This window comes from Dyella sp. ASV21, from assembly GCF_016428975.1.
Lineage (GTDB): Bacteria > Pseudomonadota > Gammaproteobacteria > Xanthomonadales > Rhodanobacteraceae > Dyella.
The window spans coordinates 57,027-77,332 of the sequence record NZ_JAELTT010000016.1 but is presented as its reverse complement, the minus strand read 5'-3'; the positions used below and the strand labels follow the sequence as shown (position 1 = coordinate 77,332).

Sequence of the window (20,306 nt, the reverse complement as noted above, 5' to 3'; positions counted from 1 at the left end):
GAAAGCCCGTTTGCCCCTGGGTAATCGCCGACACCACGCCGTGCACATGGCGCACCGCCTGCGCGCCCTGCCAGAGGCAGAACAGAGCCGGTTGATCCAGCAGCACGCCGAAGTCCAGGTCCGGCTGTGGGCTGCTCAGTTCCAGGGCCAGTTGGAAGGGCTGCGAGAGGCCTTCGGTGAGGGTAAAGCGGACGACATCGAGGGCCGGTCCGTGGGCCGGGTGAAAGGTGAAACGCAGATCGGATGGGCGCGCCATCGGCGGTCCCTGTGTAGCTGGCAGGAACGCACTACGATGAGGCCAGCGGGGCGCGTGGCCCATCCGGAAAAGGCCGCGCGCGCTGTCAGCGTTGGCCGAACCGTACGCCTGCGCATGCCGATACGGCGATGAACCGTCAACGCTGCTGCATCTACCCGTGCCGGTAGCTGCAGGATGACCCGCGGCCGCAACCGCTCCGTGGGACAAGCTGCACGGCGGATCGGTATGGCAGCGCGTGTTGGCGCGTTGGGCGCGCAAGGCCCGTCGATGAGGGCGATGATGCGCGGGTGTTCGCGCGCGCCGTGGGCGCCAAGGCGTTGTATGGGTGAGTGCTACAGGCTCATATGGAACGGGAAGATCCGGCGTTTCAGCCCGGGCCCGGATACCCCTGCGCCCTGCGGAAGGGCCACAGTAACTGCCAAATCAGGTGTCCGTACGGAATGACGGCCACCCGCAAGGTGACGAACGGCGTGCGGCGGGTCATGCCGTCTCATGCCGTGACTTTCATATGCGCGATACTTGGCACCGATGCTGCAGCCCCGGACTGGACCCAAACCATAGGGTCGCAACCGCCCTCCCCGGCTTCACATCGACGCGCCTGAAAGCCGCCACTCGATTCTTGCGTGAATCTTGCGTCGGCAGCATTGGTTGCAGGTTCTTTTTGCGTTTTACCCGCTGCCACAGGGCCGAACAGCGCTTTGGGGCACAAGGCTCGGCCCAGGCTTGATGCTACATTCGGGCCGATGTTCAACGAGTGGACGTCATCCATCCAAAGGGGTTTTTTATGCTGAAACTACTGTCGCATCGTGCAGTCAAGGCCGGCCTTCTGGCCCTGGTTCTCTCCGGCTCGGCTTGGGCTGCCCAACCCCCCGCATCGGGTCTTGGCCAGGCGTGGCCCAACGCCGCTGACGTCAGCACCAATCCGAATTTCCACGCTTATGTGTTCGTACTGGGCGGTATTCAGTACGTGCAGATCAATGACGTCAACGGCAACGTGCTGGGCGCCGTGGGTACTTCGAACGGCCAGTTCATTACGTTGCCGATCGGCCTGTTCTCGCAGCAGGTAGCCACGCCGCAGCAGGCGCCGTCGGCCAGCACCACGGCCACGCCCACGGCTACGTCCACCACGGTCTATCAGGACACGGCCACCACGGTGACCGCGACGCCGCTGAGCGACGGTACGCTGCAGCTGCGCGCCGCCTCGATCTGCAATGATCCGGTTGAGTGCAACACCCACATCAACTGAAGCAACGTTCCACCGCTCCACATGCCATAACGGCGCTATGCGCCGTTATGGTTCGGGGTCGTGCAGTATCAGGCTGACGCGTTCGCCGCTCTGCAGATTGCGTCGGCGAGCGCGTCCCTCGAAGGCTTGTGCGCGGTGCTGGATAGCGTCGAAGCCCATACCGCTGCTCGCCAGGCGCACCATCAAGTCTTCCCAGCGGGCCATCGCGGCGCGCTCTTCGTCAGCGCGACTCTCCACGCTGAGCACCACCCAACGACGTCCCTTGTAGAGGCCGCCGCGAATGCGCAGGCGAATATCGCTGGCCTTGCGCTTGGAGCAGATCAGCACGATGCATTCGCAGGCGAGGCGGTAGATCGCAATGTGCACACTGGGCGAGAGGCGGCTAAGCCCACGCCCCTCGATGTCGCACCAATAGGAAATGCCAACCTCGGCCAACCCTCGCGCAATGGAGCCTTCGCGTAGCGCGGCGGGCAGACCACGTTCGCGCCAGATGCTGGGATAGAGGCTGTCGGACAAGCGGAACAGCTGCTCCTGTGCGACCGCCGCCTGGCGCATGTAGGAGCGCTCATCGACCACCGGCACGGTATGACGCAAGCGACCAATGAGATGGCTGTAGCCCAGGCGCACGGATTCGCGAATCTGCTCCACCGCCACCGAGGCCTGACGCAGCTGCATCTCACCGACGTAGATATTGCGCTGTGCGATGGACAGTGCCATACGCAGGTCATCGCGCTCCTGGCTATCGCGCTTGTTGAGTAGCGAAATGCGCGCGCCGAGCAACAGCATCGAGGTGATGGCAAAGGCGATGAACACCTGCGCTTGCAAGGTGCCGGCATCGTTCTTCATGGGCATGGTCAGCACCACGGCGATGCTGGCAGCGGTGCCACCAATGGCCGCGCCCTGCCAACCATGGCGCAACGCCACCCAAATCACCGGCAGGAACATCGCCATGCGCGCCGCCTGCCGGGCGGTATCGCTGCCGGCCTGAAAACTCAACCAAATCAGCAAGGCCAAGGTAGGCAGCAGGGTAGAAACCACTTCCAGCAGCAGGCGACTCTCGATGAACTGGCCCCAGCGCGCGCCCTTGGCAGTCAAGGCGAGGGACTCACGCACCCATACCGCCAGCGGCGTCACGGTGAGCACCCCAAGGAAGTTGCCAATGAACCAGCGCGAGGCCAATACGTCCCAATGCAGCGGGGGATAGCCAGGCGGCAGCTGGGTTACGGCCATGGAGCTGAGGTTGCACACGGTCCAGATCATCGCGACCAGGAACATGCAGAGCAGTAATACACCCATCTTTACGGTGGCGGCCGAGGGGAACAAGCGCAGCTGCTCGCGGCACCAACGCACGATGGGCATGGCCACCACAATGGGCGGAACCATGATGACCAGCGACCATGCCGTACCGTACTGCTCCCGGCAGGTGAAGCCGATGTAGCAAAGCGGAATGAGTTCACCCACCGCCAGCGCGGGCCAGTAACGAACCGGGACGAACAGCAGCGCGCAGAGTCGGAACCCGGCGAAGAGCACCCAGTGCGAAAAGGAGACCTGGTACAGCAGCGTGAATACCGCCGCATACCCCAATGTGACTGCAGCGTGCTTCAACCAGCCACGCCCCCCCAGACCCTTCCGCATCTTAGGCTACCCCTTAGCGCTAAAAGACACTTGATACGGCGATCAACGCAGAGTGATCGCACACAAAGGGCTGGATCGAACAACCTTAGGGGTGAAGACCTAGTGAACAGCCCCTGTCTTGCCTTCCCCACGGATGCACCAACCCAGAGAATCCGTGGCCTGCCATATCCCGCCCATTCCACGCCAGCGACCTTACCTGACCAGGCTGGCAACTCTCAGTGAAAAGCACCGGGGATGCCAATCGCATCACACTTCCAGCCTCGGCAAGCCCGGGATCGCGGCGGACACCCCAAGGATACCAAAACCCCGGGGTGGACCTGAGTGCCGCTGGCTAAAAATCCATCAAATCGATGGGCGGAATTTTCCCCATTGGGCGACGATGTCGTCCCAGGGACCCGTCAACCCTGCCCCGCCAGCACCGCCCAATGCTGCTGCGGTGTCTTTCTGCCAGGTCTGGATGGCCTCCTGCAGCCCTTGGGCGAAATGCGCCTGCACGTTGGCCGCGATCTGGTTGGTGACATGGGCGTCACCCGTATGCTGCTGCAGTTGGCGCCAGAACGTATCCGCGGGCAGGGTCGCCAGCGCCGCCCAATCCTGGGCCTTGATCAACTGCTCTACCCGGGCCTGCGACTCGGCGATGCCGTCGTCCACGGCGCGCGAGGAAAGCTCCAGCCATTTCTTCCAGTTTTCCATCACCAGCTTGTTCACACGCAGCTGGAACTCGGTGTTGGCCTTGTAAAGGCTCAGTGGCAGATCGTTCGGTTGACTCATGCTCATGCCCTCGGCAGATGTTCCTGGGTCGCGTGACGTTGGAGCGCCGTGAGCAACCGGCTGAAACCCCGGCATTCACGGACCAGGATCAAGCATGGACCCTGCGGCCTCAAGAAAATGTCAGCTTGCGTTGGCGGGTGGCTCTGCGAGCCTGCCGGCACAACCCGATCGTTCAGCGAATCGTTCGATCATGCTTATCGCAAGCATGCCGACACGCCAAGACGCGCCGAGCCACCGCAGCGTGTGGATGGCGTGCAGCGCGCATGGGCAAAGCCTGGACCTACGCATCCACCCAAAAAGCCAGCGAGGCCTTTCAGGCCTACAACTGCTGCTTTTGAGCGAAGCGGGTGCACGTGCGCAGCTCTCAATACCCAGGTGCATGACGTGGATTTCAGGATGGGGGTTTGGACGGTTCGCGCACGCAGCCCGACAGGCAAGCGCGTAAGCCTGCCGCTGAATCCGGATAGAGGCGGGTGTATTGATAGCCACCGGCCCTGAGGCGCCGATGATGGACGCGATGGCTGGCGAGGGAGCCGCAGCGCTTTCGGTCCGGTAATCCGTCAGGTGCGGCGCGGACGCCGCACCTGACGCAAGAACACTCTGAGGAAACGCTACGCTTAGACAGCGGCGTCCTTGAGCTTCTTCAGCGGGCGAACCTTGATCTTCACCGTGGCGGGCTTGGCAGCGAACCACTGCTCTTCCTTGGTGAAGGGGTTGATGCCCTTGCGCTTCGGCTTGGCCGGAACGCTGACAGCGGTGATCTTCAGCAGACCCGGCAGCGTGAAGTGGCCAGCGCCCTTCTTGTGCACCGAGTTGGTCACGGCAGCCTCGAGGGAGGCGAGCACCGCGCGCACGTCCTTGGCGATCACACCGCTGGCTTCAGCGATATGAGCCACCAGGCCCGACTTGCTCAGTGCTTCCTTGATCGGCTTCTGAACGACTGCCTTAGCGGCGGTCTTCGGAGCTGCCTTCGGAGCGGCCTTCTTCTTTGCTGCTGCTTTTTGCGCCTTCGCCATACATTTCCCCGTGGTCATCAAGATGATGGTGTTTAAATGCCTCTCGGCATGCGGAATGTATGGCATGCCAACCCTTTGCGCCAAGCGGCAACGCGGAAAAAATGCGGTTTTTTTGCACTTTTTGCGTTTCGGGGGTGAAAAAAGTCATGTTGGCCCGCGCCGCAAGGCTATTTTTCTGACCTTCTCCCGGTGCCTGACCGACACGCCGACCGTCCGATGCTATGGACCTGCGCGCCGTGTGCTCTCTACTATCGACGCTTGTTTCCCCGCTAGGTGCTGTCTATGAAGCGTTTGGCTCTTTCCCTGCTTGCCCTGTCGGTATCGACGGCCTTGCTCGCCGCCACTCCGACTACCCCGACCATCGATCCTCACCGCCTCTCGGACGACGTGAAGACCCTTTCGTCCGACGCCTTCGAAGGTCGCGGCCCTGCCACGGAAGGCGAAACCAAGACCGTCGCTTACGTGATCGCCCAATTCAAGGCGGCCGGCGTGCAGCCAGGCGGTGACCTGAAAAACGGCAAGCGCGAGTGGACCCAAGCCGTGCCGCTGTTGCAGTCGGATATCGCCGGCACGCCGCAGCTGTCCTTCACGGTCAACGGCAAAACCGAGAACCTCACCCAAGGCAAGGAAATTGCCGTGCGCTCGGCGCTCGACGGTTCCAAGGCGGTGGCGCTCAAGGACGCGCCGCTGGTGTTCGTGGGCTATGGCGTGAAAGCACCGGAGCGCAACTGGGACGACTTCAAGGGCGTGGACCTGAAGGGCAAGATCGCCGTGGTGCTCATCAACGATCCGGACTTCGAAACCGGCGTGGGCGACTTTGGCGGCAAGGCCATGACCTACTACGGTCGCTGGACCTACAAGTACGAAGAAGCCGCGCGCCAGGGCGCTGCCGGCATGCTGATCATCCACGAAACAGCGCCGGCCTCTTACGGCTGGGCCACGGTGGCCAACTCCAACACCAATACCCAGTTCGACGTGGTGCGCGACCACCCCTCCAGCGTGCATACGCCGCTGGAGGCATGGATTCAGCGCGATGTCGCCGTGGACCTGTTCAAGGCCGCGGGCCTGGATTTCGAGGCGTTGAAGAAGCAAGCGCAAACGCGCGAGTTCAAGCCGGTGGTGCTGAAGGGCGAAACCTTCTCGGCCAACTACAAGATCGACTCCAAGGTCATCGTTTCCCACAACATCGTGGGTCGCATCGAGGGCACCAAGCGCCCCAATGAAACGGTGATCTACAGCGCGCATTGGGACCACCTGGGCATCGGCGCGCCCGACGCCAAGGGCGATAAGATCTACAACGGCGCGGTGGACAACGGCACCGGCACGGCGGCGCTGATCGAGCTGGCGCGCGCCTTCGCCAAGAGCCCCAAGCCGGAGCGTTCGGTGGTGTTCCTCAACGTCACCGCCGAGGAGAAGGGCTTGCTGGGTTCGGAGTACTACGCCTCCAAGCCGCTCTACCCGCTCGCCACCACCGTGGCGGACATCAACATGGATGCGCTGGACCCGCACGGCCCGGCGCGTAACTTCACCATCTCAGGCAGCGCCAAGCTCGACCTGCTCGATGAGCTGACCGCCACCGCCAAGAAGTGGGACCTGGTCTATTCGCCCGATCCCAAGCCGGAAGCGGGCCACTTCTTCCGCTCCGATCACTTTCCGTTCGCCAAGCGCGGCGTGCCGGCCATTTCGTTCGGCTCGGGTAACGACTGGGTGGACGGCGGCCTGGCCGCGGGCAAGGCTGCCGAAGACGAATACGTCGCCAAGCACTACCACCAGCCTTCCGACGAATGGCAGGCCGATTGGCAGTTCACCGGCATGGCCCGCGACCTGCAGATCCTCTACACGCTGGGTAGCGACCTGGCCAACTCCGACACCTGGCCCAACTGGAGCAAGGATTCGGAATTCCGTGGCGCCCGCGACGCGACCGCCGCGCAGCGCAAGTAAGCCATTCCATAGCAACACCCCAGCGGCCCGCAGCGATGCGGGCCGTTTCTTTGGGGTGCTTAACGCCCCGCTCACTCAGGTGACACGCGCAAAAAACCCGCAGCCTGCCGGTCACCGAGGCGCCTGCGAGCCGCCATGGAATCGTCGCAACGCCATCATCAAGGAGTCACGCGGAGACGGCAGGCTAGCGCCATCCCCGATCGATCCCCGTCGCACCCATGTTGGCGCAATACGTCTACCCGTCGAAAACCGGCCTGTTTCGCATCATTCGCCATGGCCGCCAATGGCGTGTGCTGAGTGACGACCGCGAGATCGGTCGCCACGAAACCGCCGAAGCGGCGCTGATCGCCGCCCGCATCGCCTGTCCGCAGGCGCGGTTGCCCGGTGAACTGGCGCAGTGGCGCTACCTGCCGGAGCTGGCGCTGGCGCACTCGCGCGTTACACGCGAACCCGCGTTGCGCTGGCGCCTTACCGGCTGAACGGATAAACCCCGCTCAGGCCGCAATAGTCGGCGCGGGCAGACCATCCAGCATGGTGCGCGCCAGCTCGCGCTCGCTCAGCACCACCAAGTTGGCCCCTTGCTTGAGCAAATGCTCGCGCGCCTCGTCCGAGTCGGCGCGCGCAATGATGGTCAACGCCGGGCTCAGTGCCCGCGCCGCGCGCACCACCTCGCCACTTTCGAATGCCTGGGGTACGGTGATCAGCAAGGCGCTGGCCTGCGGCAAATTCGCCGCTTCCAGCACGGGATCGCTGGAGGCATTGCCCACGATGGTTTCGATGCCTCGCTCGCGCAGGGCTGCCACGTGATCCTGCTCCTCCTCCAAAACCAGCAGCGGCCGTTGGTGTCCGAGCACGGATTCGCCCAGTAGCTGCCCCAACTTTCCATAGCCGGCAACGACCACGTGATCGCGCAGATGGGTGAGCGTCAACGGCTCTACGGCCGGCGTGACGACCGTGGCCGCCACGCGGGCGGCATCGCGTGCATCCAGGCGCTGCCTGAAACGATCCAGCCACTTGAACAGCAGCGGGTTGAGCAGGATCGAGATGATCGCCGCCGCCAGCAACACATCCTGGGCCTCTTTCGAGACCATGTGCTGGGTCACGCCCACGCCGATCAGGATGAAGGAGAACTCGCCAATCTGCGAAAGGCTCACCGCGATCGTCATGGCGGTGCGCAGGGAGCGGCCGAACGCCAACACGATGCCCAGCGCCGCCAGCGATTTGCCCAGCACAATGATCAACAGCGCGGCCAACACCACCCACGGATCGGTCAACACCACGTGGTAGTTGAACAGCATGCCGATCGATACGAAGAACAGCACGGCGAACGCATCGCGCAGCGGCAAGGTTTCCTCGGCGGCATCGTGGGCGAGCTTGGACTCGCCCATCATCATGCCGGCAAAGAAGGCCCCCAACTCGAAGGAAACGCCGAACAATCCGGCGGCGCCAAAGGCGACGCCCAGTGCGATGGCCAGCACGGCGAGGCGGAACAATTCGCGCGACCCGGTCTGCGCCACCACCTGCAACAGCCAGGGGATCACGCGCTTACCCACGATCAACATGACCGCGACGAACACCACGACCTTGCCCACCGTCAGCCCCACGGTGGTCGCCAGCTCGCCCAGCGACGGCGAATGGGTGCCATCCCCCGACAGCGTCGCACCCAGCGCGGGCAATAGCACCAAGGCCAGCACCATGGCGAGGTCTTCCACGATCAGCCAGCCGATCGCGATACGGCCGCGCTCGGTTTCCATCAGTCGCCGCTCTTCCATCGCGCGCAGCAACACCACGGTGCTGGCAACCGACAGCGCCAAACCGAACACGAGCCCTTGCGCCAGCGGCCAGCCCAAGATCCAGCCCAGGCCCATGCCCATCAGCGTGGCGGCGGTCATCTGCGCCAGCGCGCCGGGAATCGCGATGGCCTTGACCGAAAGCAGGTCCTTCAGCGAGAAATGCAGGCCCACGCCGAACATCAGCAGGACCACGCCCAGATCGGCCAGCTGGTGCGCCAGATTGCCGTCCGCCACATAGCCGGGGGTGAACGGACCGCACACCACACCCGCCAATAGATAGCCGGCCAGCGCCGGCAGTTTCAGGCGATGCGCGATGGCCGCAAAGAAAAAGGCGAGCACGATACCGCCGACGATAGTGGCAATGAGCGGAGCGTCATGCATGGCGCGGGCCTTCCGTTGAGCGTGATGAATACCGCACGACCAAGCCACGCGGCACAAAGCATATGCATGGATCGCCGCCATCCGGCGCTGACCGTTTCATGCACAAGCCTTTGTTGTATGGGCTACGAGCGGACGATGCAAGCCGTTCGAGCGCGTATTCAGGCTTCTTGTGCGTTGATGACGGCCAGGAAGTCGCTCCCATAGCGCTTGAGCTTGGCCTCGCCCACGCCACTGATCGCCGCCAGCTCTTCCTCGTTGGCGGGCAGCGCGCGCAGCATCGCCAGCAAGGTTGCGTCGTGGAAGATCACATAGGGCGGCACCCCATGCTGGCGCGCAAGCTGCGTGCGCAGCTTGCGCAACTCATCCCACAACGGTTGCTCGAACGCCTCCACGCCGAGGCTGGTGCCGGTGACCAGCTGGCTATCGCGGCGCTTGCGCGCGGCGCGGGGTGGTCGCGCATCTTCGCGCAGACGTACCGGCTGGTTGCCGACCAGTACGTCGCGGCTGGCTTTGGTCAGGCGCAGCGTGCCATAGCCTTCCGCATCCGCCTCCAGCAAACCCATGGCGAGGAGCTGACGGAACACCGAGCGCCACTGCTTTTCGTCCATATCGGCGCCCACGCCGAAGGTGGTCAGGCGATCATGCCCCAGCTCGCTCATGCGCTCGTTGTGTTCGCCGCGCAGGATGTCGATCACGTGCCCGGAGCCAAAGCGCTGCCCGCTGCGATACACCGCCGACAGCGCCTTCTGCGCAGGCACTGTCGCATCCCAGGTCTTGGGCGGCTCGATGCAGTTGTCGCAACGTCCGCAGGGGCCATGAAAGGTTTCACCGAACGCCGCCAACAATTGCTCGCGGCGGCAATGCGTGGCCTCCGCATAGGCGAGCAGCGATTCGAGCTTCTGCCGCTCCACCCGCTTGCGCTCGTCGGCGGACTCGGACTGGGCGATCATCTGGCTCATGGTGACCACGTCCGACAGGCCAAAGAGCATCCAGGCCTCGGCGGGCAGGCCATCGCGGCCGGCGCGACCGGTTTCCTGGTAGTAGCCCTCCATGCTTCGCGGCAGATCCAGATGCGCCACGAAACGCACGTCGGGCTTATCGATGCCCATGCCGAAGGCGACGGTGGCGACCATCACCAGGCCGTCTTCCCGCAGAAAGCGGCGTTGATGCGCATGCCGCGTGGCGGCATCCAGCCCGGCGTGATAAGGCAGTGCCTCGATGCCAGCCTCCGACAACCATGCAGCGGTTTCGTCTACTTTGCGCCGGCTCAGCGCATAGACGATGCCGGTATCGCCGCGATGACGTTCAAGGAACTCCATCAACTGGCGTCGCGCGTTATGCCGCTGGCCGACCTGGTAGCGGATGTTGGGACGATCGAAACTGGAAACGAATTGACGTGCCTCTTGCAGGGCAAGACGCTCGACGATTTCCTCGCGTGTGCGCTCGTCGGCAGTGGCGGTAAGCGCGATGCGCGGCACCTGGGGAAACCGCTGGTGCAACACCGCCAGCTCGCGGTATTCCGGCCGAAAGTCATGCCCCCATTGCGACACGCAGTGCGCCTCGTCGATGGCGAACAAGGCCACCTCGGTGCGTTCGAGCAGGCTCAGGAAGCGGCCCGTGAGCAATCGCTCGGGGGCCACATAGAGCAGATTCAGTTCGCCGGCGAGCAGCCGCCGTTCCACTTCGCGCTGGTCTTCCGCGCTGAGGCTTGAGTTGAGATAGGCCGCCGCCACGCCCGCTTCGCGCAGCGCATCCACCTGATCCTGCATCAGGGCGATCAACGGCGACACCACGATGCCTATGCCCTGCCGCACCAGGGCGGGCACTTGGTAGCACAGCGATTTGCCGCCGCCCGTAGGCATCAGCACCAAGGCATCGCCACCGTCGATCAGGTGCTCGACGATGGCCTGCTGGTGACCGCGGAACTGGGTATAGCCAAAAACGCTATGGAGAATATCGAGGGGCGAGGAAAGCATCGAGGGATGCTAACAAAACCCCTTAGTCGAGCCGAGTGCCTACCCAAGCCCACACTGGAGTGCGACATGGCTCACATTTCCACGAAAGGGAAGCCCACGTATTGCCGGCACGGTCAATAGATGGCAGCTGAACGCGCGGAATTCATTATGTGAATTGCCGCACGTGACGGGCGGAGGCTCTTCCCCCCGTTGGCCTTCCGCCCGTCGCGTCGCGACTGCCCCTCGGGGGGCTTTTCACTCATCACGCGTCGGGAACAACCATGAATTTGCTCAAGGACGGCGGACTCACCGCAGCTATTCGCATTGCCATAGCGACAGGCGCCCTTTTCACCGCGGAGTCGTTGCTAGCCCAGGACACGGGCGCCCCCGTGGACACTGCCTCCGCCAAGAACCTGGAGGCCGTCACGGTCACCGGTTCGCGCATACCCCGGGTCGATATCGAGACCGCGCAGCCCGTGCTCACCATCAGTCGCACGCAAATCGAAAACCAGGGCTTCACTTCCGTCGCTGACATCATGCAAAACCTGACGGAAGTGGGCTCCCCACCCGTCAGCCGCGCGCAGGCACTATTGTCGGGCGAGGACGTAGGCGGCTATTACGTGGATTTGCGCAATATCGGCGCCAATCGCACCTTGGTTCTCGTCAATGGCAAGCGCCTGGGTGCCAATACCACCGGACTCCAAGACCTCGACCAGATTCCCGTCTCCGCCATCGAACGCATCGAGGTACTGAAAGACGGCGGCTCATCCATCTACGGGTCGGACGCCATCGCTGGCGTGGTCAACATCATCACCCGAAACCGTTTTACCGGCGCGGAAGCGAGCGCTTACGTCGGGGAGTACGACCAGGGCGACGGCACCGCGCAGAAGTACGACTTCACCCTGGGCACCGCCAATGAGCGCGGCTCGCTGATGCTCAGTGCCCAATATGCCAAGGACGGCCCCGTCCTGGCCAGGGATCGCAACTTCAGTGCTTACCCGGCGGGCCCCAATCATCCCGCCGATGGCTGGAGCGCCATTAGCCAGAACGGCTCATTTACGGGCCCCTGCGGCGCCGGCGGCGCCACGGCGAGTTGCACCCTTGGCAAGGGACTCGATCCGCGAAACATCACCAACTATCACCCGATCACGCCGGCCGAGTACGCCAACACCAATCAGCAGATGACGTTGCAAACCGGCTCGCAGCGCACGTCGCTGTTTGTAGCGGGCGAATACAAGGTACTGGAGGACGTGACGTTCAAGTCGGACTTCCTCTACAACAAGCGCAGCACCACGCAGCAGAGTGCCGGCTACCCCTACCAATCCGCCGCATTCAACACGCCGCTGAGTGCCCTGAGCTACTTCAACCCGCTGGGCAAGAACATTTCCTTTGCGCGTCGCGGCTGGGAAGTGCCGCGCACCACCGATAGCGAACTTGAGACGTACCGTTGGACCGCCGGGTTTAACGGTGCCTTCGAATGGGGCCAGCACCCGTGGACCTGGGACGTTGGCGCGATGACGAATCGCAACAACATGCTCAAGATTGGCCACGGCGACTTCAATCTCGTCAATACCGCAGCGGCGCTTGGCCCCTCGTTCCTGGGCAGTGACGGCCAGGTACATTGCGGTACGGCAAAAACGCCCATCAACGGATGCGTGCCCTGGAACCCGCTACTGCCGTACGGTCAGGCAGGGGCGGGCTCGCTGGCCGATGCTGATTTGCAGGCCTACCTTTTCCCCGACTATCACGACACCGGCAGAACCACGACCACCGACTATACGGCGAACATCGCGGGTACGTTTCCCGGCCTACCGGCAGGCGACGTGGGTGTGGCGGCGGGTGTGGAACATCGTCAAGACAGCGGCAGCTTTGTGCCGGATGCCTTTCGGCAGTCCGGCCTGAGTTCGGGCCTGGCCTCCACCGTCACCAAGGGCAGGTATACGGTCGACGAGGCCTATCTCGAGTTCGATGTACCGCTGCTCAAAGACATGACGATGGCGCGCGAGTTGTCGATCGACGTTGCCAGTCGTTACTCCCACTACGACAACTTTGGCGGTACCACCAACAGCAAGGCCAGCATCAAATGGAAGCCCATCGACGACCTGCTCGTTCGCGCTAGCTGGGCGCAAGGTTTCCGCGCTCCCACCATTGCGGATCTGTACGGCGGCACGTCCAGCAGCTTTGAGAGCTATACCGACCCGTGCGATACGCATAGCGGCGCCGCCAAGGGCAACCCGGAGGTGGCTGCCCGCTGTGCGGCCGGCTTTGGCGGCCAGGCGAGCACGCCCGTCAATTACGTGCAGCTAGGCCAGGGGCTGAAACCCTGCGCCACCTATCCGTGTGCGACCAACTATCCATTCATTAGCGGCTCCAACCCGAACCTGACGCCGGAAACGGCGACTACGCGGACCCTGGGCCTTATCTACAGCCCCCATCAAATCGAAGGCTTCGATGTATCGCTGGATTGGTACAAGATCGATATCAAGAACGTGATTGCACAGGATGAAGTGCAGGACATCCTGGATGATTGCTATGTGGCGGGTATCACCTCCCGCTGCACGAATTTCGTCCGTGATCCCAGTAGCGGCGTTATCACCAACATGCTCTATGGCATAACCAACAAGGGTTGGCAGAAGACCGCCGGTTATGACTTTGGCGCAAATTACCGCTTCGGCGTCGGCTCCATGGACAAGTTCGTGTTGCGCTGGAACACGACCTATGTGGACTACAACGACATCAAGGCGGATGACAATCCGGCTACCATCGTTCAGCCGCTGACGGGATATCGCGGCAATTTCCGCACCCGATCGAACCTGACGGTGGACTGGAGTCGCGGCATTTTCGGCATGACGTGGACGACCCGCTACTACTCGGGCATGACGGAGCGATGCTCTTACCTCGCCGAGTGCAATGACCCCGCTCACATCGATCCGTTCAATGGCGCGCAGGCCCAACGCCACACGGGGTCCACCACGTTCAATGACGTCCAGTTCCGCTGGAATATGCCGTGGAAGGGAGTCGTTTCGGTCGGCGCCAACAACGTCTTCAACAAGCAAGGGCCCACCATGTATTCCAAGCCAAACAGTAGCTTTGTGTACTACGGTGGCTTCGATATAGGTCGCTTCTTCTACGTGAAGTACACGCAACGCTTCTAATACCGCAGCGGATGACCCTCGAGGGCGGCTCGCGCAGAGCCGCTCTTGATGTCACGCACCAAGCCTCATGGCGTTAGGTGGGCGGCATGCCCCAAAGCGCGCGATCCAGATCGGCATCCAGCCCGAAGGTGGCCAGCGGCACGCGGCCGTTGCGCACCTCCACGCCTTCGGCCTTCAGGCGCTTGCTCTGCTCTTGGAAGCCACGGCTACCTGGAGGAAAGGCGATCTGTCCGCTGGACCGCAACACGCGATACCAGGGCAGCTCCATGCCTTCGGGCACCTCTCCCAAAGCCCGACCGACCAGCCGAGCACGCCCGGGCAGGCCGGCACGCGCGGCAATGGCGCCGTAGCTTGCGACACGACCGCGCGGAATCGCCGCGATGGCGGCAAAGATGCGCGCGTGGGCGTCATTCAAGGGCTTGTCCATGATCTTGAACGGGCTCTTTACACTGGGACGTGGCACAGTAGCGAGGCCACCGCCGTCTGCCAAGGAGACCGCACCGATGCGCCATTTTGAAGCCGTGCGCTCTCATATCGGCAGCCTGCACGAGCTGCGCCACAACGATCCCTACCTCATCAGTTTCGACCTGACACTGCCGCAGAACCGGCACCAGGGCATCTACCTGACCGAGCTGGAAGACGAAGCGGGGCGCCGCTACCTGCGTATTTCCACGCCGGTAGGGCCGCTGGCCGGGGCTGACCCGCGACGCTGCCTGCGTTTCAACTGGGAGCAACGCAAGGGCTTTCTGGCCGTGGCCGATCTGGATGGCTCGCCCTTCCTGCACCTGTGCGAAAACCGCCCCTACGAGTTGCTGGATGCGGCGGAGCTCAAGCGCCTGATCGAAGAACTGGGCCTGCTGGGCGACCAGTTGGAGCGCATCGTCGCCACGGGCGGCGACGATCTCTAAACCCTGTGCAACTACCCAGGCAAGTGGCGCTCTCCCGATAGCGGGAGAGCGCTTCGGGCCTTAGAACAACGCCGACAGGCGCACCAGGCCATAGGCCAGCAGCGCGGTGATCGGCAGCGTGAGAATCCACGCCCACACCATGCGCTCCACCACCGACCAGCGGATGGCGTTCCAGCGCTTGGCCGCGCCCACGCCCATGATCGAGGCGGACACGTTGTGCGTGGTCGACACCGGGATGCCAAAGGCCGACGCGGTAAGAATGACGGCCGCCGAACTGCCTTCGGCCGCAAAGCCGTTGATGGGGTGCAGCTTCACCATCTTGTGCCCCAGGGTCTTGATGATGCGCCAGCCACCACCGGCCGTACCGGCCGCCATGGTCAGCGCGCACACCACCGCCACCCAGGACGGTACGTTGAAGCCCCCTTCGGCGGAGCCCGCGATGCGCAGGAAGCCAAGCCAGTGCGGCAACCCATCGAACTGACCGGCCGCCGTGGCGCCAGCCAGGGCCAGCGCGATGATGCCCATGCTCTTCTGCGCATCGTTCATGCCGTGGGCCAGGCCCATGGCGCTGGCCGAAGCGATCTGCGCCTTGCCGAAAAAGCTGTTCACGAACGGCGTGCGGCCAAAGCGGCGCAGGAAGCCGCTGCGACTGGAGAACCAGCTGAGCAGCGCATAGAGCGAGCCCATCAGCAGAAAGCCGATGATGAAGCCGAGCAACGGTGAGACCACCATCGGCGCCACCACCTTGGGCAACACACCCTTGCCTTCCCACCAATGCGCCCCGCCCTGCGACCAGATCACCGAGGCGAAATTGTTGCCGGACGCGGCCACGGCCGAACCCACCAGGGCACCCACCAGCGCGTGGCTGGAGCTGGACGGCAGTCCCCACCACCACGTGATGAGGTTCCAAATGGTCGCCGCCAGCAAGGCGCAGATCAGCAGCTGCGGCCCCGCGGCGATCACATTGGTGTCGATCAAGCCGGCCGCGATGGTCTTGGCCACCGCGGTGCCCCACAGGGCGCCAATCAGGTTGGTGATGGCCGCCAGCATCACCGCCTGACCGGGGGTGAGCACCTTGGTCGCCACCACGGTGGCGATAGAGTTGGCGGTGTCGTGAAAACCGTTGATGTAGGTGAACGCCAGCGCGATCACCACCACCGCAATGGCGAGGCCGATGCTCATGCGCGCACCTCGCGCACGGCGGCCTGTGCCCGGTTGGCGACCGGGCGGCGCAAAGGGAGACAGGTCATCAGGCCGGCCTCAGGAGTTCTTCAGCACGATCGAATAGACGATATTGCCGACATCGCGGCACTTGTCGATCGCCTTTTCGATCAGCTCGAACAAGTCTTTGGCCAGCATCGCGCGCATGGCGTCGTTGCCTTCCACGTAAAGCGTGCGGTACGGCAGGAGCAGCATGCGGTCGCCTTCCGATTCCAGCGTCTGCAGGCGGTCCTGCAGCTTCTTCACCGGGTCGATGCGCAGGCCACGGCGCAGCTCGCCGATCATTTCCGACACCACGCTGGTGGCACGCTCAAGCACCACGGCTCGGGAGCCGAAATCCACCTCGGTCACACGATCGGACACGATTTCGTAGCGCTCGGCGAACTTCTCGATGGTCTTGGGAATTTTGTACAGCGCGGAATTGAGCGCTTCGATGTCTTCGCGGTCGAGCGCGGTGACAAAGGTGTTCACCAGCTCCTCGCTGATCTGCCCGGCAAGTGCCTTCTCGCGCTGGCGCGCGGCGGCAAAGGCGGCCATCACGGGGGCGTGATCCTTGCGCGTGACCAGCTCATGCAGGGCCTTGGCGCTCTCGTGCGCCGCCTCGGCGCTTTGCTCGAGCAGGCCGTAGAACTTGTCGCCTTTGCCGAAAATCGTTTGCAATGAAAACATGCGGTTATTGCCTGGGGTGCGAGGGCTAAATGACGGGTATGTTACAGGACGGCCCTGTCGCACCGCATCATAGGGGCCGGACGGGGCGTCGCAGGCCTCGCCCGGGGCCGCCCGAGCGCGTGTCTTGGCGCCCTCCCCGGAGCGCACCGGGCCCGGCTTGCGCTGGCCGCCCCAACACAGAACGCACGTAGACAGGCGTCCAGCCCTTACACTTCGTCTCATGTCCCCACGCGACCTCCTCCGCCAGCGGCCATGTTGACCGACTTTGCGATCGTCCTTGTCCTTTCGCTTTTCAACGGCTTCTTCGCCCTGTCGGAGATGGCCCTGGTTGCCTCGCGCAAAACGCGGCTCAAGCAGATGGCCCGCACCAGCCGCCGCGCCCGCACTGCACTGCGCAACGCCGAGGCGCCCGAGCGATTTCTCTCCACCGTGCAGGTCGGCATGACCCTGGTGATCCTGATCACCGGCGCCCTGGCAGGCGATGCGGTGGGCGATCACATCGCCAACACCATTCATGGTGGTCACGAGGCCTGGTTGGAGCCTTACGCCCGGGTGATCGGCATGGTGCTTGGCTTCGTGCTGATCTCCTTTATCCAGATCGTGATTGGCGAGCTGGTGCCCAAGCGCCTGGCGCTGTCGGCGCCGGAGGTCATCTCCGGCTACGTGGCAATGCCGATGATGGTGCTTTCCCGCATCACCGCTCCCTTCGCGTGGTTGCTCAATTTCGTCACGGGCGCCCTGCTGCGGATGTTGAAGGTGAGTGGCCGCGGCAGCGACGTGGCCACGGAAGAGGAAATCCGCCTGCTGGTGGCCGAAAGCGCCGAACACGGCGTGCTGGATCGCGACGAGCACAATATGGTGAACCGCGTGCTGCGCCTGGGCGACCGCACGGTGGACAGCGTGATGACGCCGCGCACCCGCATCGTGTGGCTGGATGCATCGGCCAGCTACGAAGAGAACGCCGAGATCCTGCGCAGCACGCCCTACTCCCGCTATCCGGTGTATCGCGGCGATGAGAGTGACGTGCCGGGCGTGGTCGAGGTCAAGCGGCTGCTGCGCAGCTACGCCGAGGGCAAGCCGGATGTATTCGGCCAACTGGTGAAGCCGCTCTACGTGCCAGCCACCGCCCGCGCGCTGGATTTGCTGGAGGAGTTCCGCGACGCGGAGACCCAACTGGCCCTGGTGGTGGACGAGTACGGCGACATCGTGGGGCTGGTCACGCTCAACGACCTGCTGGCCGCCATCGTGGGCGCCACCCAGCTGGGCAGCAGCGGCTCGGAAGAACGCCCGCTGATCGTGCCGCGCGAGGACGGCAGCTGGCTGGTCGACGGCTCGCTATCCACCGACGATCTCCGCGAACTGCTGCAGGTCGACGCCCTGCCCGCCGAGGACGAGCACGAATACCGCACTGCCGCCGGCATGGTGATGGCGGCGCTGGGGCATATCCCCCAGACCGGCGAGGCGCTGGAGTGGCGCGGCTTCCGCGTGGAGGTGGTCGACCTGGATGGCGCGCGCATCGACAAGCTGCTGATCAGCCGCAAGCCGCACATCGACGTGGACGAGGACGGTTTCTAACCGTCCCGCCACTCAGCCCTTGTCACCCTTGAGCTTTTCGTTGGCGATGGACGCCATGCGCTGGGCGTCGGCGAAGATGCCATGCATCACGCGCAGCTCGCGCTCGTCCGGCTGGGCGCGCTGAAACAGTTTGCGCAGACGCAACATGATGGTGGTGGGCGCGCGCCCCTTGTGGAAATCGATGTCGTCCAGCATCTGCGAGAGATGCTCGAAGAAGCGCTCCATCTGCGCCGCATCGGCCGGCGGCTCGGCGTCGGCGCGTGCCGGCACGCTGATCTCCCCCAGCGAGGCCACGCGCAGCTCATAGGCCATCACCTGCACGGCCTGCGAAAGATTGAGCGAACTGAAGTCGTCCACGCTGGGGATGCGCACCATCGCGTGGCAGCGGGCCAGTTCCTCGTTCTCCAGGCCGGTGCGTTCGTTGCCGAACACCAGCGCCACCTGCTCGCCACGGGCGGCGGCGGCCAGGGCACGTTGGGCGGCTTCGCGCGGGGTGATTTCTTCCAGATCCACCCCGCGTCGGCGCGCCGACAGGCCCAGGGCCAGACTGGTACCGGCCAGGGCGTCCACCAGGCCTTCGCTCACGGCGGCCTGGGCGAGCACATCGTCGGCGCCCGCCGCGAGGGCGGAAGCCTCCTGGTCGGGAAAGCGGTGAGGGGCCACCAGGGCCAGGCGATCGAAGCCCATGGTACGGATGGCGCGGGCGGCGCTGCCGATATTGCCGGGGTGCGAGGTGCGCACCAGCACGTAGCGAATGCGGGCGGCGAGGTCGGATTCAGCGGTCATTAGGGGACGAAAACTCGGGTAAACGGGGGCAAAGCTTGGAAATTGCCGGCCTTCCTGTCAAACCCGCCGGCCTCGGGGATCGCAAGCCGGCCTGAACAATGGCCCGGTGTCTGTTAAACTTTCCGGCCGAAACCCCGTTCTTTCGAAAGCCGAAGCCATGCCAAGACCCGCCGTCAATGTCGCGGTGCGCGCCGCGCGCTCCGCAGGAAACATCATCCTGCGCTACATGAACCGTATCGACGGACTCAATGTCGTCGAGAAGCAACGCATGGACTTCGCTTCCGAGGTCGATCGCCTGGCCGAGGCCGAGATCGTCAAGGAACTCAAGCGCGCCTACCCCACGCACGCCTTCCTCGCCGAGGAAGCCGGCGCCATCGGCAAGGGTCCGCTGGTGTGGGTGATCGATCCCCTCGATGGCACGCACAACTACCTGCGCGGCATCCCGCACTTCTGCGTGTCCATTGCTCTGCTCGACAAGGGTGAGCCGGTGTACGCGGTGGTGTTCGACCCGCTGCGCGATGAACTGTTCACCGCCAGCAAGGGCGACGGCGCCTACCTCAACGACCGCCGCATCCGCGTGGGCCGTCGCGAGAACCTGGGCGGCGCGATGATCGCTACCGGCTTCCCGTATCGCCAGCGCTCGCACCTGGAAGCGCAGCTCAACATGACCCGCGCCCTGCTCGGCCAGGCCGAGGACATCCGTCGCTCGGGCTCCGCCGCGCTGGATCTGGCCTATGTGGCCGCCGGCCGCTACGACGGTTACTTCGAGATCGGCCTCAAGCCGTGGGACATGGCCGGTGGCGCCCTGCTGGTGCGCGAAGCCGGTGGCCGCTATTGCGACTTCGCCGGTCGCGACGGCATCCCCGAGAGCGGCAACATCATCGCTGGCAACCTCAACGTGGCCCAGGCCCTGGTGGATGCCGTCAGCGCCAACGCCACGCCGCGTCTGTTGATGGCGTAAGCGGCAGTCATCCACGCGATGCCAAAAAAAAGCGCCC

17 protein-coding genes are annotated in these 20,306 nt (G+C 64.0%); 7 read left to right on the top strand and 10 right to left on the bottom strand.

All coding sequences use genetic code 11. The features are described from left to right. On the bottom strand, positions 1-256 hold a 256-nt coding region (locus JHD67_RS07980), incomplete at its 3' end, for a contractile injection system protein, VgrG/Pvc8 family (RefSeq protein WP_255557053.1). 784 nt (positions 257-1,040) lie between these two features. Between JHD67_RS07980 and JHD67_RS07975 the strand changes: the two genes are divergently transcribed. Then, complete coding sequence (locus tag JHD67_RS07975; protein ID WP_199098639.1) at positions 1,041-1,502, top strand: hypothetical protein; 462 nt, start codon at positions 1,041-1,043, stop codon at positions 1,500-1,502. Positions 1,503-1,547: 45 nt separating this feature from the next. On the opposite strand, the gene JHD67_RS07970 is transcribed toward JHD67_RS07975, so the two are convergent. The 3 genes from JHD67_RS07970 to JHD67_RS07960 all read right to left on the bottom strand — a co-directional run bounded on the left by JHD67_RS07970 (position 1,548) and on the right by JHD67_RS07960 (position 4,924). Next, positions 1,548-3,107, bottom strand: a complete 1,560-nt coding sequence (locus JHD67_RS07970; protein WP_199098638.1) for an MASE1 domain-containing protein — start codon at positions 3,105-3,107, stop codon at positions 1,548-1,550. Between the two features lie 372 nt (positions 3,108-3,479). After that, the gene (locus tag JHD67_RS07965) at positions 3,480-3,908 is read right to left on the bottom strand and encodes a phasin family protein (protein ID WP_199098637.1); all 429 of its coding nucleotides are present in this window, start codon (positions 3,906-3,908) and stop codon (positions 3,480-3,482) included. Positions 3,909-4,525: 617 nt separating this feature from the next. After that, entirely contained in the window at positions 4,526-4,924 is a 399-nt protein-coding gene (locus tag JHD67_RS07960) for an HU family DNA-binding protein (protein ID WP_199098636.1), read from the bottom strand. A gap of 282 nt (positions 4,925-5,206) precedes the next feature. On the opposite strand from JHD67_RS07960, the gene JHD67_RS07955 reads away from it, so the two are divergent. Beyond that, the gene (locus JHD67_RS07955; RefSeq protein WP_199098635.1) at positions 5,207-6,865 is read left to right on the top strand and encodes a M28 family metallopeptidase; all 1,659 of its coding nucleotides are present in this window, start codon (positions 5,207-5,209) and stop codon (positions 6,863-6,865) included. A 218-nt stretch (positions 6,866-7,083) separates the two neighbouring features. Then, complete coding sequence (locus tag JHD67_RS07950) at positions 7,084-7,344, top strand: hypothetical protein (RefSeq protein WP_199098634.1); 261 nt, start codon at positions 7,084-7,086, stop codon at positions 7,342-7,344. Between the two features lie 15 nt (positions 7,345-7,359). On the opposite strand, the gene ybaL is transcribed toward JHD67_RS07950, so the two are convergent. After that, complete coding sequence (gene ybaL, locus JHD67_RS07945) at positions 7,360-9,039, bottom strand: YbaL family putative K(+) efflux transporter (protein WP_199098633.1); 1,680 nt, start codon at positions 9,037-9,039, stop codon at positions 7,360-7,362. A 158-nt stretch (positions 9,040-9,197) separates the two neighbouring features. Then, positions 9,198-11,015 carry a DNA helicase RecQ gene (recQ, locus tag JHD67_RS07940; RefSeq protein WP_199098632.1) on the bottom strand — a complete coding sequence of 606 codons (1,818 nt, stop codon included), beginning with the start codon at positions 11,013-11,015 and terminating at the stop codon, positions 9,198-9,200. Positions 11,016-11,275: 260 nt separating this feature from the next. On the opposite strand from recQ, the gene JHD67_RS07935 reads away from it, so the two are divergent. Continuing rightward, a complete protein-coding gene (locus JHD67_RS07935; RefSeq protein WP_199098631.1) occupies positions 11,276-14,149 on the top strand; it encodes a TonB-dependent receptor in 2,874 nt (957 codons plus the stop codon). A 73-nt stretch (positions 14,150-14,222) separates the two neighbouring features. Here the strand turns inward: JHD67_RS07935 and JHD67_RS07930 are convergent, their stop codons facing one another. After that, on the bottom strand, positions 14,223-14,564 hold the full coding sequence (locus tag JHD67_RS07930; RefSeq protein WP_304487901.1) for an MGMT family protein: 342 nt from the start codon (positions 14,562-14,564) through the stop codon (positions 14,223-14,225). Positions 14,565-14,652: 88 nt separating this feature from the next. Between JHD67_RS07930 and JHD67_RS07925 the strand changes: the two genes are divergently transcribed. Beyond that, positions 14,653-15,057, top strand: a complete 405-nt coding sequence (locus JHD67_RS07925) for a hypothetical protein (RefSeq protein WP_199098629.1) — start codon at positions 14,653-14,655, stop codon at positions 15,055-15,057. A gap of 60 nt (positions 15,058-15,117) precedes the next feature. On the opposite strand, the gene JHD67_RS07920 is transcribed toward JHD67_RS07925, so the two are convergent. Continuing rightward, the gene (locus JHD67_RS07920; protein ID WP_199098628.1) at positions 15,118-16,239 is read right to left on the bottom strand and encodes an inorganic phosphate transporter; all 1,122 of its coding nucleotides are present in this window, start codon (positions 16,237-16,239) and stop codon (positions 15,118-15,120) included. A gap of 78 nt (positions 16,240-16,317) precedes the next feature. Then, positions 16,318-16,947 carry a pit accessory protein gene (locus JHD67_RS07915; RefSeq protein ID WP_199098627.1) on the bottom strand — a complete coding sequence of 210 codons (630 nt, stop codon included), beginning with the start codon at positions 16,945-16,947 and terminating at the stop codon, positions 16,318-16,320. A gap of 252 nt (positions 16,948-17,199) precedes the next feature. Between JHD67_RS07915 and JHD67_RS07910 the strand changes: the two genes are divergently transcribed. Continuing rightward, entirely contained in the window at positions 17,200-18,522 is a 1,323-nt protein-coding gene (locus JHD67_RS07910) for a hemolysin family protein (protein ID WP_199098626.1), read from the top strand. 12 nt (positions 18,523-18,534) lie between these two features. On the opposite strand, the gene JHD67_RS07905 is transcribed toward JHD67_RS07910, so the two are convergent. After that, positions 18,535-19,308: an RNA methyltransferase gene (locus JHD67_RS07905; protein WP_199098625.1), complete on the bottom strand. Its 774-nt coding sequence runs from the start codon at positions 19,306-19,308 to the stop codon at positions 18,535-18,537. Between the two features lie 157 nt (positions 19,309-19,465). Here JHD67_RS07905 and JHD67_RS07900 point away from each other — a divergent pair, with 157 nt between their 5' ends. After that, positions 19,466-20,269 (top strand): inositol monophosphatase family protein, encoded by an 804-nt coding sequence (locus JHD67_RS07900; RefSeq protein ID WP_199098624.1) that lies wholly within the window; start codon positions 19,466-19,468, stop codon positions 20,267-20,269. The last annotated feature ends 37 nt before the right edge of the window (positions 20,270-20,306 follow it).

Coding starts and splice junctions, on each gene's coding strand:
- JHD67_RS07935 (WP_199098631.1), top strand. CDS start 11,276: ATGAATTTGCTCAAGGACGGCGGACTCACCGCAGCTATTCGCATTGCC.
- JHD67_RS07920 (WP_199098628.1), bottom strand. CDS start 16,239: ATGAGCATCGGCCTCGCCATTGCGGTGGTGGTGATCGCGCTGGCGTTC.
- JHD67_RS07975 (WP_199098639.1), top strand. CDS start 1,041: ATGCTGAAACTACTGTCGCATCGTGCAGTCAAGGCCGGCCTTCTGGCC.
- JHD67_RS07905 (WP_199098625.1), bottom strand. CDS start 19,308: ATGACCGCTGAATCCGACCTCGCCGCCCGCATTCGCTACGTGCTGGTG.
- JHD67_RS07900 (WP_199098624.1), top strand. CDS start 19,466: ATGCCAAGACCCGCCGTCAATGTCGCGGTGCGCGCCGCGCGCTCCGCA.
- JHD67_RS07925 (WP_199098629.1), top strand. CDS start 14,653: ATGCGCCATTTTGAAGCCGTGCGCTCTCATATCGGCAGCCTGCACGAG.
- JHD67_RS07965 (WP_199098637.1), bottom strand. CDS start 3,908: ATGAGTCAACCGAACGATCTGCCACTGAGCCTTTACAAGGCCAACACC.
- JHD67_RS07915 (WP_199098627.1), bottom strand. CDS start 16,947: ATGTTTTCATTGCAAACGATTTTCGGCAAAGGCGACAAGTTCTACGGC.
- ybaL (WP_199098633.1), bottom strand. CDS start 9,039: ATGCATGACGCTCCGCTCATTGCCACTATCGTCGGCGGTATCGTGCTC.
- JHD67_RS07955 (WP_199098635.1), top strand. CDS start 5,207: ATGAAGCGTTTGGCTCTTTCCCTGCTTGCCCTGTCGGTATCGACGGCC.
- JHD67_RS07950 (WP_199098634.1), top strand. CDS start 7,084: ATGTTGGCGCAATACGTCTACCCGTCGAAAACCGGCCTGTTTCGCATC.
- recQ (WP_199098632.1), bottom strand. CDS start 11,015: ATGCTTTCCTCGCCCCTCGATATTCTCCATAGCGTTTTTGGCTATACC.
- JHD67_RS07910 (WP_199098626.1), top strand. CDS start 17,200: ATGTTGACCGACTTTGCGATCGTCCTTGTCCTTTCGCTTTTCAACGGC.
- JHD67_RS07960 (WP_199098636.1), bottom strand. CDS start 4,924: ATGGCGAAGGCGCAAAAAGCAGCAGCAAAGAAGAAGGCCGCTCCGAAG.